Raw genomic sequence first — 15852 nt, forward strand, 5'->3', positions numbered from 1 at the left:
CTTTGATATGTTTCACGTGGAACATTATTAATTATCTTCCTAAGTAAATCAATAAAACATTGATATCAGAAGGAGAAACACCACTAATTCTGCCTGCTTGAGCAATCGTAACTGGTCTCACTTTGGTCATTTTTTGCTTAGCTTCTGTAGATAAAGAAGATAATTTGGAATAGTCGAAATTTTCGGGAATTTTGATGGTTTCCAAGCGGTTCAATTTAGCCACATTTTCCTTTTCTTTCTCGATGTAACCTTTGTATTTGATATTGATTTCGGCTTGTTCTCGCACTTCTTCTTTGTAAGCTGAAGTAATGTCTTTGATAGTTTGAATCTCTTCTAATTTATCCAAAGTCATATTCGGCCGAGTTAGATAGTGAGAAGCTCTGTATGCTTGGTCAACTATGGAAGATTCTATGGATTCTAATATTGGATTGATAATGCCAGGTTTGATAGAAGTTTCTCTCAAATAAGCTTCCAGTTCATTACTTTTTGTAATTTTATCCTGAACATTTCTAAGTCTTTCTTCTTTTGCTAAACCAAGATTGTAAGCTTTCTCAGTCAGTCTAATGTCTGCATTATCTTGTCTTAAAAGCAATCTGTATTCTGCACGGGAAGTGAACATTCGATAAGGTTCCTCGGTTCCTTTCGTGATTAAATCATCGATTAGAACACCGATATAAGCCTCATCTCTGTTAAGAATGAATTCACCCTTGTCGTGAACTTTATTGTGGGCATTAATGCCTGCCATTAAGCCTTGTCCAGCTGCTTCTTCATAACCAGTTGTTCCGTTGATCTGTCCAGCGAAATAAAGGTTTTGAATCAACTTAGTTTCGAGTGTATGGTAAAGTTGGGTAGGAGGGAAGTAATCATATTCTATTGCATAACCAGGACGGAAAACCTTGACATTTTCGAAGCCTGGAATATGTCTCATCGCTTTGATTTGAACATCTTCCGGAAGAGATGAACTGAATCCATTCACATAAATTTCCACAGTTTTCCAACCTTCTGGTTCGACAAATAATTGATGTCTGTTTCTTTCTGCAAAACGGTTGATTTTATCTTCGATACTTGGACAATATCTTGGACCTGTACTTTGGATCGTACCATTGAACATTGGGCTTCTGTCAAAACCTTCACGTAAGATATCGTGAACTGTTTCGTTGGTATAAACGATGTGACAGCTTAATTGTTTGGTTAATTTAGGTGTATCTAAATAACTGAATTTCTGAGGATTTTCATCGCCTTTTTGTTCTTCCATTTTGGAGTAGTCGAGGCTTCTTCCGTCCACACGTGGAGGCGTTCCTGTTTTCATTCTTCCAGATTCGAAGCCTAGAGAAACTAATTGTTCTGTGATTCCGAAAGCTCTGGGTTCGCCCATTCTTCCGCCACCGATTTGCTTGTCTCCAACGTGGATTAATCCGTTTAGGAATGTTCCGTTTGTAAGAACTACAGATTTGGAACGTATTTCAATTCCTAGTCCTGTTACAACACCTACAGCTTTACCATTTTCTATGATCAAGCTTTTTACCATATCCTGAAAGAAGTCGAGGTTTGGTGTATTTTCCAGTGCTAATCGCCATTCTTCTGCGAAGAGCATTCTGTCGTTTTGGGTTCTTGGCGACCACATTGCTGGACCTTTGGAAAGGTTCAGCATTTTGAATTGAATGGCTGATTTGTCTGAAATGATTCCGGAATATCCGCCCATTGCATCAATCTCGCGGACGATTTGTCCTTTTGCAATTCCGCCCATTGCCGGGTTGCAACTCATCTGTCCGATGGTTTGCATATTCATTGTGACCAAAAGGGTTTTTGAACCTAAATTGGCTGCTGCAGCTGCGGCTTCACAACCTGCGTGACCTGCACCAACGACGATAACATCGTATGTATCTGTAATCATTTTATTTACTTTTGGCTAATAGCAAACGGCTAATAGCAATAAAATTTTATTTTTTTTGATTGAATGTTCCACGTGAAACATTGTCTAAATTTAATTCAAAAAGAAAAATGTAACTAGCCCCGATTGCAACGGAAATCCTTTTTGTAAGAAGCGATGGGAAAAGCCAAGGACTTGCAAAAAGATTGCAGTGGAAAGCGGGAAATAGCTCCTAAAAATTCAAATACCGGTTGATATAGAAATCTTCTTTTTGTCGCATTGTGGATTCTTCTTCCACGGTTTTGTCCTTATATCCGCAAAGATGAAGTAAACCGTGAGCCAAAACTCTTCTGAATTCTGATTCGAAATCCTGCGATAGGGTAGAAGCGTTGTCCAAAATGCGCGGCAAAGATACGAAAATATCTCCTGAGATGGTTTTTCCCTTCACGTAGTCAAAAGTGATGATGTCTGTGTAATAGTCGTGAGCAAGATAATCCTGATTGACCTTGAGCAGATACTCGTCATCGCAAAAGATATAATTGATGTCGCCGGGTTTTTTGTTCTCGGAAAGAATTAAATCTTCCAGCCAAATGGAAATGTTGGAATCGATGTTTTTTTTGTCGATGTTTTCGAAAAAGTAATTTATCATATTTTAAAACCAATGTCCTAAGATGACACTGAAAATGGCTTTGTGATTGTTAAGAGATTTGCTCACGTTAAGTTTGATTTGACCGAATGGTGATTTGTATCCTGCCGTTAAACCAATAGAGCTGTAGTTAAGTTTGACTGCATCTTCGAATTTTATAGAATCGAAAAGGTTGGCAAAACTGAAGTTTCCTACCAAAAAGTAGTTTTTACCAAATCTCAGTTGGAAATCGTTGGAGGCCATAAATATATTATTGTCATTAAGGAGTCCAAATTGGAAGCCTGCAAATCTTTTGAAATTGACGATATTCTGTTCGAAAATGCCACCGATTCGGTATTGGTAAAATGAAGGTAGATTTTCCCCGATCGTGATACCTCCATACAAATTGAGTCGGTAAGTGAACATCTTTGAAATGTAAAAATTCATCTTAATGTCTGCTTTCACGAGTAATGGCTTTTTATCAATTTCGTCGCTAAACAAGTCGATGATCTTTCCTTCAGCGTTGAAATAAAATCCTTTTGTCGGAAAATCTTTGTCATTTTGAGTATCACTTTTCAGGAAGATATAGGGATTCATAAATTTAGCGTTCTGTTTATCGGCGCCATTTTTATCGCTTTCGAAGTAATCGTAACTGAGTCCCCCACCCATTGCGAATTTGTCTTTCCAAACGGATTGTATATAAAGCTCGTTTCGGAACCATTTCCAAGACTCTAAGGTGTTGTTGTCAGCATTCTTCAAGTCAAAGCTCATAGCTGAGGAATATATCCCGACACCAGGAATATAGCCGTTGTCTACGAAATAATTAAAATAATATCTAGGACTATCACCCACGACAACATCCAGCGATAAATTTGAGTTTTGGAATAACAGCCTTTTCGCCGAATAATTCAATAGCAATCCAGTCTTGAAAATCTCGTCGTAATGCAATCCTATTTTAAAGAAATGCCTAGTGTCATCTTCGGTTACATACAATTTGAGATAATTGGTATTATTTTCCTGAATGATGTCGTAGATGATGAATTTATAATTGTTGGTCGCATAAAGTTTATCCAGCATCTTGTTCACACTACCATAAGTCTGCATAGAAGGGATTTTTAGCCCCATTTTTCCACGAATGTAGTTGGACCTGTAGATTTTTGCGTTCTCCACGACTAGACTGTCTATTTTGTACACACTGGAGAAAATGGGATTGATGGACGACCTAACCCTCTCGAAGTTTCTTTTTGGTAATTCTTTCAAAATATCTGAGTATTTCAAAGCTTCTACATAACCGCTGTCGAGGATTTGACGTTTGTTGTCGTAGCTCGTGGCTGTGATTCCCGTAAGGTCAGGTTTTATGTTGATATCAGTATATTTGTACTGATTTTTGGTTTCTTTCTGAATACCAAAATCGATGACTTGATTTAGGATTGAAATAACGCTATTCAGATTATCACGCTTTGTCAGTGGTTGGTTCAAGTCCACGCCGATCACAATATCAATCCCTTTATCTTTCAACGGTTTTGATGGGTAATTGACGCTCATTGCGCCATCTACATAGATACTATCACCAATTTTTACAGGCTCCAAAAGCGATGGAAAAGCCGAACTGGCCAATATTGAAGAAACCAAATCACCTTTTTCAAATACTTTCATCTCGCCACTTTCTATATTTGTAGCAACACAAAGAAAAGGAATCGGAAGTTTTGAGAAATCATCGATATTCGAGACATTTTTCATCAATTCCTTGAGCAGATAGATATTCCTTTGACCTGTGCTGATGGACGATGGGAAAGAAACCTTACCATTTTTAAGTGGAATTGTTAAAAGATATTTGTCTACACTTTTGTTGAAAAAACTGGTTTCCTGCCTGGTTTTTGGATCAGTAATCAATGAGTAGAAATCTGTATCCATCACGATTTTCTCGATGTCTTTTCCTGTGTAGCCTGATGCATACAAACCGCCGACAATTGCGCCCATACTAGTTCCAGAAATGTAATCGATTTTAACGCCGAGCGAATCCAAAACTTTAAGAACACCAACGTGTGTAAAACCTTTCGCTCCACCGCCGGAAAGAGAAAGTCCGATTCTTGGATTTTTTGGGATGACAAGATTTTCCTTTACCTGAGAATAAGCCGTCAGATAAGCTAGAAAAATTAACAGATAAAAGAGTTTCTTCATCATTTTTAATTTTTTATATAAATTCTTTTAACTCTCGGCGAAATCGAGGTTAAAACTTCGTAAGTAATTGTTTGACAATATTTTGAAAATTCTTCAAGGGTAGGATTTGAATTAAAGATCACAACAGGATCGCCTTCTTTTACGTTGACATTTTCCACATTTATCATCATCATATCCATACAGACATTGCCGACAATCGGACATAGTTTTTTATTGATGCCGACATTCCCGACCTTATTTCCCACTAATCGTGGAATTCCATCTGCATAACCAACGGGAATTGTGGCGATTTTTGTATCATGCTCAGCTTTGTATTTTCTGCTGTAACCAACAGATTCTCCAGTTTTTACCTCAGAAATTTGGGAAACCACGGTTTTAAAACTTACCGAATTTTGAAGTTGGCTTTTGATCGATCTATTCGAAGTTTCTCCAATCATTCCGATGCCTATTCTTACCATATCGTATTGATAATCAGAATAATTGGTTATTCCTGCTGAATTTAAAATATGGCGCAAAGGTTTGTAACCAAGTTGATTGATCAAATAACTCGAATTTTTCTCAAAAGTTTCAATTTGATTTAATGTAAATTCTTTCTCTTCAGGAACGTCGGACGAAGACAAATGGCTGAAAATACTTTGAACTTTTACATTCATTGTATTCAACTTTTCAGTTAATTCGTCCAATTCAAAATCTTTAAAACCAAGCCGATGCATTCCTGTTTCCAATTTGATGTGTATTGGATATTTCTGCTGATTTCCGGATCTTATTAATTGATCATTGAATAATTCCAGAACACGCAAACTGTAAATTTCTGGTTCTAAATTATACTCAATTACAGCATCATAACTGTGTTGTTCAGGATTCATCACGATGATTGGCGTTGTGATTCCTTTTTTTCTCAATTCAACACCTTCGTCTACAAACGCAACACCAAGATAATCAATATGATGATGCTGAAGAAACTCTGAAATTTCATAACTTCCTAATCCATAAGCATTTGCTTTTACCATTGCCATCATTTTGGTCTCTGGTTTAAGTAATGATTTATGGAAATTGATGTTATGAAGAATTGCATTCAAATTAATCTCCAGAACGGTATCGTGCTTCCTCAGTTCAAGAATTTCTTTGATTTTTTCAATCTCGAATTTTCTTGCACCTTTCAAGAGAATAACTTGATTTTCAATTTCATTAATCACTTTGCTATCAATGAATTGATTTGTATTATTAAAAGTATAAGTTTCAGATGTAAATACTTCGTGGAAATTGCTGATTTCATCCCCAATTAGGAAAACTTTATCAAATTTCTGCTCATTTACTAACTCTGCCACTTCTGAATAAAGTTCTTGTGAATTCTCATTGGAATCCAAAATATCAGTCAGAATCAAAGATTTCTTCGGTTTGTTGTATTCGCCGATAAACTGAAAAGCAATCTTTAAAGAATCCAAATCCAAATTATAAGAATCGTTGATTATCAGATTATTCCTAGTTCCCTCAATACTTTCCAGACGCATTTCAATCGCTTTCAATGCATCAATTTTTTCTTTGATGTCAGAATTTGAAATTTTGAGTTCTTTCAGAATTCCAATTAATGCAAGGACATTTGTCAAAGTTGCTTCGTCTCTTTGGAAAATCGGGAGCGTGATAATTTCATCAAAGTACTTGATTTGAATATCCTGAGTTCTGTTATTCACATCAGAAATAATGTGAATGTCATTACTAATTTCTAATCCGTATGATACTACTTTTTTACTTGAGTATAATTGATTTATTGTTTTATATGTCAATAAGTTATCAGCATTATAAAATATAATTTCTGAATTCTTGAACAGCTTTAATTTTTCATTGATCAACTCTTCTTCAGAACTGAAATTCGCTGAATGTGCGGAACCAATGTGCGTCAACAAACCAATTTTTGGATGGAAGATATGCTCTTGATTTTGCATTTCATCAGGCTTGGAAATTCCAACTTCGAAGATTCCCAACTCGTGCTTTTTATCGATTTGAAGTAAAGATAGAGGCAAACCGATTTGAGAATTAAAACTCTTGGGACTTTTCACAGTCACAAATTCATTAGAAAGACATTGATAGAGCCATTCTTTTAAAATCGTTTTTCCGTTACTTCCTGTAATTCCAATCGAGTTAATGTCAGAATGTTCAAAATGATATTTAGCTAAAGTCTGTAAAAACTGTACAGAATTTTCTGTAATAATTTGATTAATAGAGGGATTTTCAATTTTATTTTCTGTGATAATCGTATCAATTCCTTTATCGATAACTGAATCAATATATTTTTGGCCCGAATTTTTTTTGGTGTTGATGGCAATAAATGCAGTATGCTTCGTCGAATAGATCGTTCTACTATCAAAAGCAATATTTTTGATTTTGATTTCGCCGTTTCCGATGACTTCGGAATTGGTGATGTCTGCAATTTCTTTGATGGTGTAATTCATTGATTGACAAATAATAAACTATTTATTTTTTTCAATAACTTCTTCTACAAAAACACGTCTGCTGACTGCATCATAAGCTTCGGTTTCGCCGAGTTCCACAAGGTCTTGTCCCGCGGAAGTTCTCATAGAATAATTGGCTAAATTCCCTGTTCGTCGGCAAATCGCGTGAACCTTTGTCACATATTCGGCGGTTGCCATCAGATTGGGCATCGGCCCGAAAGGTCGTCCAAGAAAATCCATATCTAATCCAGCAATTACGACTCTTATTCCATTGTTTGCCAATTGATTAGCGACATCAACAATGCTTTCGTCAAAAAACTGGGCTTCGTCAATCGCCACCACGTGACAATTGGAACCAAGCAAAAGTATTTCGGAAGGACTTTCCACAGCTGTACTTCTGATTTTATTTTGGTTGTGAGAAACCACATCCTCGTCAGAATATCTGGTGTCGATTTTCGGTTTGAAAATTTCCACAATTTGACCAGCCATTTCTGCACGGCGAAGCCTCCTGATGAGTTCCTCCGTTTTGCCGGAAAACATCGAGCCACAAATAACCTCCATCCAACCACTTTGTTTGGAATGATTGATTGTATTTTCTAAAAACATTATTAATTTAGCAAAAAATTATTTTAAAATTTTTGTTCCTAACGCAAAGGCAAAAATTAATTTTTCTAAACACTTTGTAAGTCGCAAATGGACAGTAGGTTTATCAAACTTTTGTGACTTAAAGCGCATTAATTATAAATAATAAGCGACTTTGCGTTAAAAATTTTACAACATTCATTCAAATAAAATAATTGTAGCAAAACCTTTTACAGAACAAAATTGTTCTTAAATTTATAAACATCAAATTTAAGTAAAAATTAATAAGATTTATTATGCAAAACTTGCAACATCCATACGAAGAAATTTTCGGTGAAATCAAGATTCTTTTGGCAGAATTGGCTGATTCCGATTCCTATGAAAATCTTTTAACCAAAGAAAATCAATTGAATCAGCTTTATCAAAAATTCTCTTTCCTTAAGATTTCTAATCAATTTGGTTTTTCGTCTACTACAGATCAAGCTTTAGAAGTTATTGAAAATCAAGAAACAAACATTGATTCTGACTTGATTTCTGTTGAGGAATTTGATGATAAAAACAAAGTAGCAGAAATCATTGTTGAGGAAACTGAAGTTCACGATATTTTCGATGATGTTCCGGAAGTTGAGGAAGTTCATTCATTTAAAGAAATAGATGAGCAGGAACATTCTCAGGAAAATGTAATTGAGGAAGTTTCTAGTTATGTAGATATCGAATCAGAACAAAATGAAGTTGAGGATGAAATTCTTAGTGAAGAACTTTCAGTTTTGGAAGATGAATGGGTAGAGGAAGTTTCCAGTTTTTCAGAAATTGATTCTGAGGAAAATGAATTGGTAGAAGAAGTTTCAAACTTCGCTGAAATAGATTCTGATGAAGATCAAATTGAGGAAGAAATTCACTCTCAAGAAAATCAAATTTTAGAAACTGAACCAATTACGGAAGTTTCTAATTTTGCAGAGATAGATTCAGAGGAAAATCAAGTTGAGGAAAAAATTGAAATTAAAGGAAATGAATTTGTTTCTGAAATCGAAGAAAATCTATTGCAAGACAGTTCTCAGAAATTGGAACCAATGCAAGACAGCCAGTTTTCTTTTGCGATGAACAGGGAAGAAGTTCAAGCGCCGAAAGAAGATGATTACCAAGAAAGACTTGCCGAGAAAGAAGCTAAACTAAAAGAATTGGAAGAGAACCGCAGAAAAATTGTAGAGCTTTCTAAAAATACGGTTCCTCAGGAAAAGCCAAGACAAGATTATGAAGTGCAAGACGAGCATCAGGATAAGAAATTCAAGTTGGCGAATATCAAAGGTTTGAAAGTGGCCAAATCACTTTTCGATGATGACCATTTGGAAGAGATTGAACAGCATCAGCCAAAAAAAGACTCAGGAAGCCTTTTGAAAAATAATGTGCCAACAGAATATATGGAGGCACCAAAACCAAAACCAGAGTTCAAACTCGATTTGAACGACCGAATTGCTTTTTCACAGCATCTTTTTGATGGTAGTCAAAGTGAATTGAATCAAGTAGTTACGATTCTTAATTCTTTCACTTCGCTTGATAAAGCTCAGGAGTTTTTGAGTGATATCTATTACGAAAGAGATTGGAAAAAAGTGGATAGTTACGCGCAGAGATTGTGGACTTTGGTGGAGAATCGGTTTTTGTAAGCTAGCTGTGAATTCCTAAGATTAAAATCTTAGGTTGGGAAGTTGGTCGTCGCTCTGCGACTTTGCTTAAAGAAAAGTTCCGTTAGGAACGACCGATATCTTAAGGTTGGAATTCATTCCAACCAAAAAAAGATAAGAATATGTCAAACACTTATGTTAAACTTTATGTGCAAGCAGTTTTTGCTGTAAAGTATAGAAACTCTTTGATTAAGGAGAGTTTCCGAAAAAAGTTGTTTGCTGTTATCGGAAATTTGATAAACGAAACTGGTTGTAAAACCATCATCGTAAATGGAGTAGAAGACCACGTCCATTGCTTTTTCACTTTGAAAAGTACGCTTTCTCTTTCTGATGTGATGAAAAGTGTAAAGGCAAAGTCTTCAAAATGGATTAATGAGAACGGGTTTTTGGAAGAACGTTTCGAATGGCAAAGAGGCTTTGGAGGTTTTAGCTATAACCAATCTTCGGTAGATAAGGTTTATAAATACATTGAAAATCAAAAAGAACATCATAAAAATCAAACTTTCAAAGAAGAATATCTTCAATTGTTGAAAAAATTTGAAGTTGATTATGATGAGAATTATTTGTTTGAGGATTTAACCCAAGATTAAAATCTTAGGTTTGGTAAATAGGTCGTCGCTCTGCGACTTTGACTCAAAAAAAATTCCTTTAGGAACGACCGATATTTTAGCGATGGAATTTATTCCAACGAAAAGAAAAATTACAAGGTTGGAAATCATTCCAACCAAAAAAAAGAAAAAATGAGTGGAATTTTATATTTCGTACCAACTCCAATCGGGAATCTGGAAGATATGACCTTCCGTGCGGTAAAAGTGCTGAAAGAAGTAGATTATATTTTGTGCGAGGACACCAGGACTTCGGGATTTCTCCTGAAGCATTACGAGATTTCAAAACCTTTGAAGTCCTATCATTTACACAACGAGCACAATATGACAGAAAAAGTCATTAACGATTTGGAAAATGGTCAAACGATTGCAATCATAACAGACGCAGGAACACCAGGAATTTCAGACCCAGGTTATCTCTTGGCGAAAGCTTGTGCAGATAAAAATGTGGAAATGATTTGTCTGCCTGGCGCAACAGCTTTTGTTCCGGCTCTTGTAGTTTCTGGATTACCCAATCATGATTTCTACTTCGCAGGCTTCCTTCCTCAAAAAAAGGGACGGCAAACCAAACTGAAACAACTGGCAGAAGAGAAAAAAACCATCATTCTCTATGAAAGTCCACATAAAATCAACACAACTTTGGAACAGATCAAAGAATTCTTCGGTGCTGAAACAAAAGTGAGCTTGAGCAGAGAGATTTCCAAAAAATTTGAGGAAACCAAACGCGGGACAATCAATGAGTTAATTGATTTTTCCAAAAGCAAAACTTTAAAAGGTGAAATTGTCCTGGTGGTGAATAATTCTTAATTTAATTTCAAAAACATATTATTATGGGAACAACATTTTTTAAAACTATCAAAAACACAGTTAAGCATTGGTATTTACCTTTAATTGTAGGTATTTTACTGGTGATTATGGGATTGTACATGTTTAGCATTCCACTAGCCACTTACCTGTCTCTGGTGCTGTTTTTCAGTGCGTCATTTTTGGTTTTCGGGATTATGGAACTTGTGTTTGCAATACAAAACAAGGATAATCTGGACAATTGGGGCTGGTATCTGGTAGGTGCTTTGCTGGATCTTTTTGTAGGGATTATATTATTTTTTCAGCCGCAGGTGGCATTTGTTGCTTTGCCCTATTTTGTTGGATTTTCATTGATGTTCCGTTCTGTACAGGGGATTGGTTTTGCCTTTGATCTCAAAAGCTATGGCGTTTTGCAGTGGGGGAATCTGGCGCTGATCAGTTTTCTTGGCCTTATCGGGTCTGTTATTCTTATTCTTAATCCTGTTTTAGCCGGAATTTCTCTGGTTGTTATAACAGCTGTGGCATTTATTTTTTCAGGTATCTCTGCAATAATTCTTGCATTCAATCTCAAAAAACTGAAAAACTATCCAAACAAAATCAGCAAAGAGTTGAAAGACAAAATTGAATCACTTAAAAATGAATATCATAATGAACTTAATAAATAAAACTTTTTCATAGGCATATTTATATTTTTTCTGAAGCCATGTACAATCGCCTCTTCATGGGTGATTGGTTTCCAAATCATGGCGATTTCATATATTTGTCTTTTAAAAATTAATTTATCTAACATTTCAAATGGGATTATTACAAGGTAAAGTTGCCATCATTACAGGCGCAACAAGAGGTATCGGGAAAGGTATTGCTGAAGTTTTTGCCAAAGAAGGGGCGAGGATTGCGTTCACATATGCCGGTTCTGTTGAGAAAGCCAAAGAATTGGAAACTGAATTGAGCAAAACCACTCAAATCAAAGGTTATCAATCCGATGCGTCAGATTATGATGCTGCGCAGAAATTGGTAGAAGATGTTTTAGCAGAATTCGGAGCGATTGACATCTTGGTAAACAACGCTGGAATCACACGTGACAATCTGTTGATGAGAATGTCAAAAGACGATTGGGACACCATTATCAAAGTGAACTTGGACTCAGTTTTCAACCTGACGAAAGCCGTTATCAAACCAATGATGAAAGCAAAATCCGGGTCTATCATCAATATGACTTCCGTGGTTGGCGTGAAAGGAAATGCTGGACAAGCGAATTATGCCGCTTCTAAGGCAGGCGTGATTGGGTTCACAAAATCCATCGCTTTGGAATTAGGTTCAAGAAATATCCGTTGCAACGCCATCGCACCAGGTTTCATCGAAACTGAAATGACGGCTGCATTAGACGAAAAAACAGTTCAAAGTTGGAGAGACGGGATTCCGTTGAAACGGGGTGGACAGCCGGAAGACGTGGCTAATGCCTGCGTTTTCTTAGCAAGTAATATGTCTTCCTACATCACCGGCCAGGTTCTGAATGTTGACGGCGGAATGCTGACATAATTGAATTTAATATTCAGTGAAAAAAGACTTTTGATTTCAAAAGTCTTTTTTATTGTCTTAATGCCAGGTAAATTATTTTTACTCAATATAAATAACCTCTCGTATAGGCTTTTTTCATCCTAAGCCTAATCAGGAAAAGAAGAAATAGTGCTAATTTAGAGTTTCTATAAATTTTTTAATGAAAGTAGCACTCTTTATCCCCTGTTATATAGATCTGATTTACCCCAAAGTCGGTATTGCCACACTTGAGCTTTTGGAGCGATTGGGCATAGAGGTCACAGTACCTTTGCAGCAGACTTGTTGTGGACAGCCTATGGCCAATGAGGGCGATCAGAAACATTCTATTAGGACAGAAACTCAGTTTTGTGAAAATTTTAAGGATTTGAATTTTGATTATATCGTTGGGCCGGCAGGGAGTTGTGTCAAGCACGTCAAGCTCCATATGGATGCAATTCCTCAAACCGAAACTGTTACAGAAATCCGTCACAAAACCATAGAATTAGTAGAGTTTTTACACGATGTTCTCAAGATAGAAGAATTCCCTTGGGCAGATTTCCAGCATACGGTGGCTATCCATAATTCCTGCAGTTCTATCCGCGGCTTACACATTGCATCCCGTTTTGAGTGGCAGGAACCTTACTTTAATAAAACCGAAGATCTGTTAAAGAAGGTGTCAGGAGTTAAAGTAGAAACGATTGACAGGCCACAAGAATGTTGTGGCTTTGGTGGGACGTTTTGTGTAACCGATGAAGCAGTGAGTGCCAAGATGGGGCAGGACAAAGTTGCTGATTATACAAGACATCAGGTCGAGTATGTAGTTTCGCCGGATATGTCTTGCCTGATGCATCAGGAAGGCATTGCCAAAAGAGAAAAGTCAGACCTCAAATTTGTACATATTGCTCAGGTTTTGAATAACGGACCATTCTAAAAAGACAAACAATGGGAAAAATAAACGTAGAAGATAATGCGAGAAAATTCATCAAACAGGATGATGTTCACGAGGCGCAACACGATAAAAATCTTTACAATACAATTATCAAGCGTGGTAAAGTATCCTCTGAGATCCCGGAATGGGAAGAGCTTAGGAATCTGGCTTCGCAAATCAAGGAACATGCGCTGACGCATTTAGATCACTACATAAATCAGTTTGCAACAAAAGCCGAGGAAAACGGTATCACAGTTCATTTTGCAAAAGATGCCGATGAACATAATGCTATTGTTTTTGATATTTTGAATTCTCACGGCGCAAAGCGCATCATCAAAAGCAAATCGATGCTGCAGGAAGAATGCGGGATGACGCCTTTTCTTGAAGAAAGAGGAATTGATGTCCTGGAGACTGATCTGGGTGAGCGAATCCAGCAACTATCGGACGAGCGCCCAAGTCATATTGTAATGCCTGCCATCCAAAAAACGACGGAAGATATTGCCAAACTATTTGCAGATAAAATTGGTACGGATCCCAACGATGATGATCCGCATTCTCTCGCAGAAGCAATGAGGAACAATGCCCGACCCAAATTTTTGGTGGCAGATGCCGGGATGACAGGCGCCAATTTTGCCGTTGCCGAAACCGGTACTTTTGTAGTATGTACTAATGAAGGTAATGCCGATCTTACTGCAAGCATTCCACCGCTTCATATTGCGAGTATTGGTATAGAAAAGATCCTGCCGAAGGTAGAAGATCTGGGTGTTTTTATCAGACTACTTTCCCGCAGTGCTTTAGGGACGCCGGCAACGCAGTATACTTCTCATTTTTCAGGCCCAAGAGAAGGATCTGAGATGCATATCGTACTCACAGATAATGGTAGGAGCAAACGATTGTCTATGGACAAATTCTGGCATTCTCTCAAATGTATCCGTTGTGGTGCCTGTATGAATACCTGCCCGGTGTACAGAAGGAGTGGCGGATTGTCTTATGGTGCTACTTATTCCGGCCCGATTGGGATTATTCTGGATCCTACTTTTGATGAAGACACCTATTCAGAATTACCTTTCCATTCATCGCTTTGCGGCTCCTGTACAGAGATCTGCCCCGTTCATATTAATATTTCGGACCAGATTATCGAGTGGCGAAAAGTGATGATGGAGAAAAAGAAAACACCTTTTGGCAGAAGGCTGGCATTTGCTGCTGCCGACAGATTGCTAGGCAGTGCAACTTCTTTTAAAATGATGGAAAAGACCACTTACAATATGCTGAATATTCTCCCAAAATCTCTATTGGAAAATAGCACGTTGGATCCTTGGGTAGAAGACCGTGAATTGCCTGACGTGAAAAAAGAAACCTTCAGAGACTGGTACAAAAAAAACCGAAAAAACAATGACTAAAGAAGAATTACTGAGTTCGGTAAGAACCAATCTTGCTAACCGCGAAAAAGTGGATTATCCCGCCATCCCGGATTATAAAAAGCCAGGGACAGATCTTAAAGCTGTTTTTGAAATTAACGCCAAAATTGCTGCCGTCGATTTTTATGATGTCGCATCGGTAGAAGAAGCGCAGGAAATTATGCGAAAAAAGCTTCCTGATGCTAAGGTCACTTGCTCTGCAACGCCTGAATGGAGAGGGAATAAAGATATACACGTGCAAAAGCCCGCGGATCTTAATGATGTGGATTTGGGTATTTTCCGTGCAGAGTTTGGTGTGGCGGAGATGGGAATGGTCTGGGTCACCGAAAAATCTCTGGTTACCAATTCATTAGGTTATTTATCTCAACACCTCGCTGTTTTGCTGGATCCTGAAGATTTGACCGAAAATATGCATACCGCCTACAAAAGAGTAGATTTTCCACACTCACATTATGGCTGTTTTGTGATGGGGCCATCTGCAACAGCGGACATCAGCGCCGTTTTGGTACACGGTGCACAGGGCGCACGGACATTGACTTTGTTCTTTCTGAAAAAACCTGTGCCCTAAAATGACAATTAACGGAAAGCTTTACAGCAACATCCTTTTGGTTTTTGCTCTGGAATCAGAAGCCGGAAAAGAATTTGAGAGTTTTAATAAATTGTTTGTTGGTGTAGGAAAAATTAAAGCGACTTATCATCTTGTAAAAGCCATTCAAAAATCTAAGCCAGATCTCATAATCAATTTGGGAACAGCAGGAAGTACAGTTTTTGACAGAGGAACTATTGTTAACTGCAACCGTTTTATCCAGCGGGATATGGATGTAAGAGCATTGGGTTTTAAGAAATTTGAGACGCCATTTTCTGATGAACCAATTCTTTTGGAATATGGATTAAAAATAGAAAATCTCCCAAACGGAATTTGCGGTTCTGGCGACCAGTTTGAAATAGAGCATATTAATCGCGAGTACAATGTGATAGATATGGAAGCATTTGCTCTTGCGAAAGTGGCGGAGCAGGAAGAAATCGATTTTCTATGTCTAAAATATATTTCTGACGGTGCTGACGGAAACGCAGCTGATGATTGGACAATAGAAGTGAAAAAAGCTTCGATTGCATTGAGAAGAGGACTTGATGAACTTTAAAGAGAAAACCAGCCAAATTATGGCTGGTTTTG

14 protein-coding genes are annotated in these 15852 nt (G+C 37.3%); 9 read left to right on the forward strand and 5 right to left on the reverse strand.

Features of this window, described 5'->3' with window-relative positions; translation table 11 throughout:
* Positions 1-31: 31 nt before the first annotated feature.
* The 5 genes from mnmG to AXA65_RS08775 form a co-directional block, all read right to left on the reverse strand.
* Positions 32-1894, reverse strand: coding sequence for a tRNA uridine-5-carboxymethylaminomethyl(34) synthesis enzyme MnmG (gene mnmG / locus AXA65_RS08755; protein WP_063969738.1), 1863 nt, complete (start codon positions 1892-1894; stop codon positions 32-34).
* A gap of 208 nt (positions 1895-2102) precedes the next feature.
* A complete protein-coding gene (ybeY, locus tag AXA65_RS08760; protein ID WP_063969739.1) occupies positions 2103-2519 on the reverse strand; it encodes an rRNA maturation RNase YbeY in 417 nt (138 codons plus the stop codon).
* Positions 2520-2522: 3 nt separating this feature from the next.
* Complete coding sequence (locus tag AXA65_RS08765; protein ID WP_063969768.1) at positions 2523-4676, reverse strand: patatin-like phospholipase family protein; 2154 nt, start codon at positions 4674-4676, stop codon at positions 2523-2525.
* Between the two features lie 5 nt (positions 4677-4681).
* Complete coding sequence (locus tag AXA65_RS08770; protein ID WP_063969740.1) at positions 4682-7126, reverse strand: bifunctional UDP-N-acetylmuramoyl-tripeptide:D-alanyl-D-alanine ligase/alanine racemase; 2445 nt, start codon at positions 7124-7126, stop codon at positions 4682-4684.
* 18 nt (positions 7127-7144) lie between these two features.
* Positions 7145-7732, reverse strand: coding sequence for a thymidine kinase (locus AXA65_RS08775; RefSeq protein WP_063969741.1), 588 nt, complete (start codon positions 7730-7732; stop codon positions 7145-7147).
* A 272-nt stretch (positions 7733-8004) separates the two neighbouring features.
* Between AXA65_RS08775 and AXA65_RS08780 the strand changes: the two genes are divergently transcribed.
* The 9 genes from AXA65_RS08780 (at position 8005) to AXA65_RS08820 (ending at position 15820) form a co-directional block, all read left to right on the forward strand.
* Complete coding sequence (locus AXA65_RS08780) at positions 8005-9369, forward strand: hypothetical protein (RefSeq protein ID WP_063969742.1); 1365 nt, start codon at positions 8005-8007, stop codon at positions 9367-9369.
* A gap of 140 nt (positions 9370-9509) precedes the next feature.
* Positions 9510-9977, forward strand: coding sequence for an IS200/IS605 family transposase (gene tnpA / locus AXA65_RS08785; protein WP_063969743.1), 468 nt, complete (start codon positions 9510-9512; stop codon positions 9975-9977).
* A gap of 150 nt (positions 9978-10127) precedes the next feature.
* The gene (gene rsmI, locus AXA65_RS08790) at positions 10128-10799 is read left to right on the forward strand and encodes a 16S rRNA (cytidine(1402)-2'-O)-methyltransferase (RefSeq protein WP_063969744.1); all 672 of its coding nucleotides are present in this window, start codon (positions 10128-10130) and stop codon (positions 10797-10799) included.
* Positions 10800-10822: 23 nt separating this feature from the next.
* Positions 10823-11461, forward strand: coding sequence for an HdeD family acid-resistance protein (locus AXA65_RS08795; protein WP_063969745.1), 639 nt, complete (start codon positions 10823-10825; stop codon positions 11459-11461).
* 130 nt (positions 11462-11591) lie between these two features.
* Positions 11592-12335 carry a 3-oxoacyl-[acyl-carrier-protein] reductase gene (gene fabG / locus AXA65_RS08800; RefSeq protein ID WP_063969746.1) on the forward strand — a complete coding sequence of 248 codons (744 nt, stop codon included), beginning with the start codon at positions 11592-11594 and terminating at the stop codon, positions 12333-12335.
* Between the two features lie 178 nt (positions 12336-12513).
* Positions 12514-13263, forward strand: coding sequence for a (Fe-S)-binding protein (locus tag AXA65_RS08805; RefSeq protein ID WP_063969747.1), 750 nt, complete (start codon positions 12514-12516; stop codon positions 13261-13263).
* Between the two features lie 11 nt (positions 13264-13274).
* Positions 13275-14660, forward strand: a complete 1386-nt coding sequence (locus tag AXA65_RS08810) for a lactate utilization protein B (protein WP_063969748.1) — start codon at positions 13275-13277, stop codon at positions 14658-14660.
* Positions 14653-15246, forward strand: coding sequence for a lactate utilization protein C (locus AXA65_RS08815; RefSeq protein ID WP_063969749.1), 594 nt, complete (start codon positions 14653-14655; stop codon positions 15244-15246). Before AXA65_RS08810 ends, AXA65_RS08815 begins: the two co-directional genes overlap by 8 nt.
* A 1-nt stretch (position 15247) precedes the next feature.
* On the forward strand, positions 15248-15820 hold the full coding sequence (locus tag AXA65_RS08820) for a nucleosidase (protein ID WP_063969750.1): 573 nt from the start codon (positions 15248-15250) through the stop codon (positions 15818-15820).
* Positions 15821-15852: the final 32 nt, after the last annotated feature.

Origin of the sequence: Chryseobacterium sp. FP211-J200, assembly GCF_001643375.1 — a bacterium.
Taxonomy (GTDB): Bacteria; Bacteroidota; Bacteroidia; order Flavobacteriales; family Weeksellaceae; genus Epilithonimonas; species Epilithonimonas ginsengisoli.

What these genes read in the sequence shown, in the direction of transcription:
- mnmG (WP_063969738.1), bottom strand. Translation starts at nt 1,894, where the DNA reads ATGATTACAGATACATACGATGTTATCGTCGTTGGTGCAGGTCACGCA.
- ybeY (WP_063969739.1), bottom strand. Translation starts at nt 2,519, where the DNA reads ATGATAAATTACTTTTTCGAAAACATCGACAAAAAAAACATCGATTCC.
- AXA65_RS08765 (WP_063969768.1), bottom strand. Translation starts at nt 4,676, where the DNA reads ATGAAGAAACTCTTTTATCTGTTAATTTTTCTAGCTTATCTGACGGCT.
- AXA65_RS08770 (WP_063969740.1), bottom strand. Translation starts at nt 7,126, where the DNA reads ATGAATTACACCATCAAAGAAATTGCAGACATCACCAATTCCGAAGTC.
- AXA65_RS08775 (WP_063969741.1), bottom strand. Translation starts at nt 7,732, where the DNA reads ATGTTTTTAGAAAATACAATCAATCATTCCAAACAAAGTGGTTGGATG.
- AXA65_RS08780 (WP_063969742.1), top strand. Translation starts at nt 8,005, where the DNA reads ATGCAAAACTTGCAACATCCATACGAAGAAATTTTCGGTGAAATCAAG.
- tnpA (WP_063969743.1), top strand. Translation starts at nt 9,510, where the DNA reads ATGTCAAACACTTATGTTAAACTTTATGTGCAAGCAGTTTTTGCTGTA.
- rsmI (WP_063969744.1), top strand. Translation starts at nt 10,128, where the DNA reads ATGAGTGGAATTTTATATTTCGTACCAACTCCAATCGGGAATCTGGAA.
- AXA65_RS08795 (WP_063969745.1), top strand. Translation starts at nt 10,823, where the DNA reads ATGGGAACAACATTTTTTAAAACTATCAAAAACACAGTTAAGCATTGG.
- fabG (WP_063969746.1), top strand. Translation starts at nt 11,592, where the DNA reads ATGGGATTATTACAAGGTAAAGTTGCCATCATTACAGGCGCAACAAGA.
- AXA65_RS08805 (WP_063969747.1), top strand. Translation starts at nt 12,514, where the DNA reads ATGAAAGTAGCACTCTTTATCCCCTGTTATATAGATCTGATTTACCCC.
- AXA65_RS08810 (WP_063969748.1), top strand. Translation starts at nt 13,275, where the DNA reads ATGGGAAAAATAAACGTAGAAGATAATGCGAGAAAATTCATCAAACAG.
- AXA65_RS08815 (WP_063969749.1), top strand. Translation starts at nt 14,653, where the DNA reads ATGACTAAAGAAGAATTACTGAGTTCGGTAAGAACCAATCTTGCTAAC.
- AXA65_RS08820 (WP_063969750.1), top strand. Translation starts at nt 15,248, where the DNA reads ATGACAATTAACGGAAAGCTTTACAGCAACATCCTTTTGGTTTTTGCT.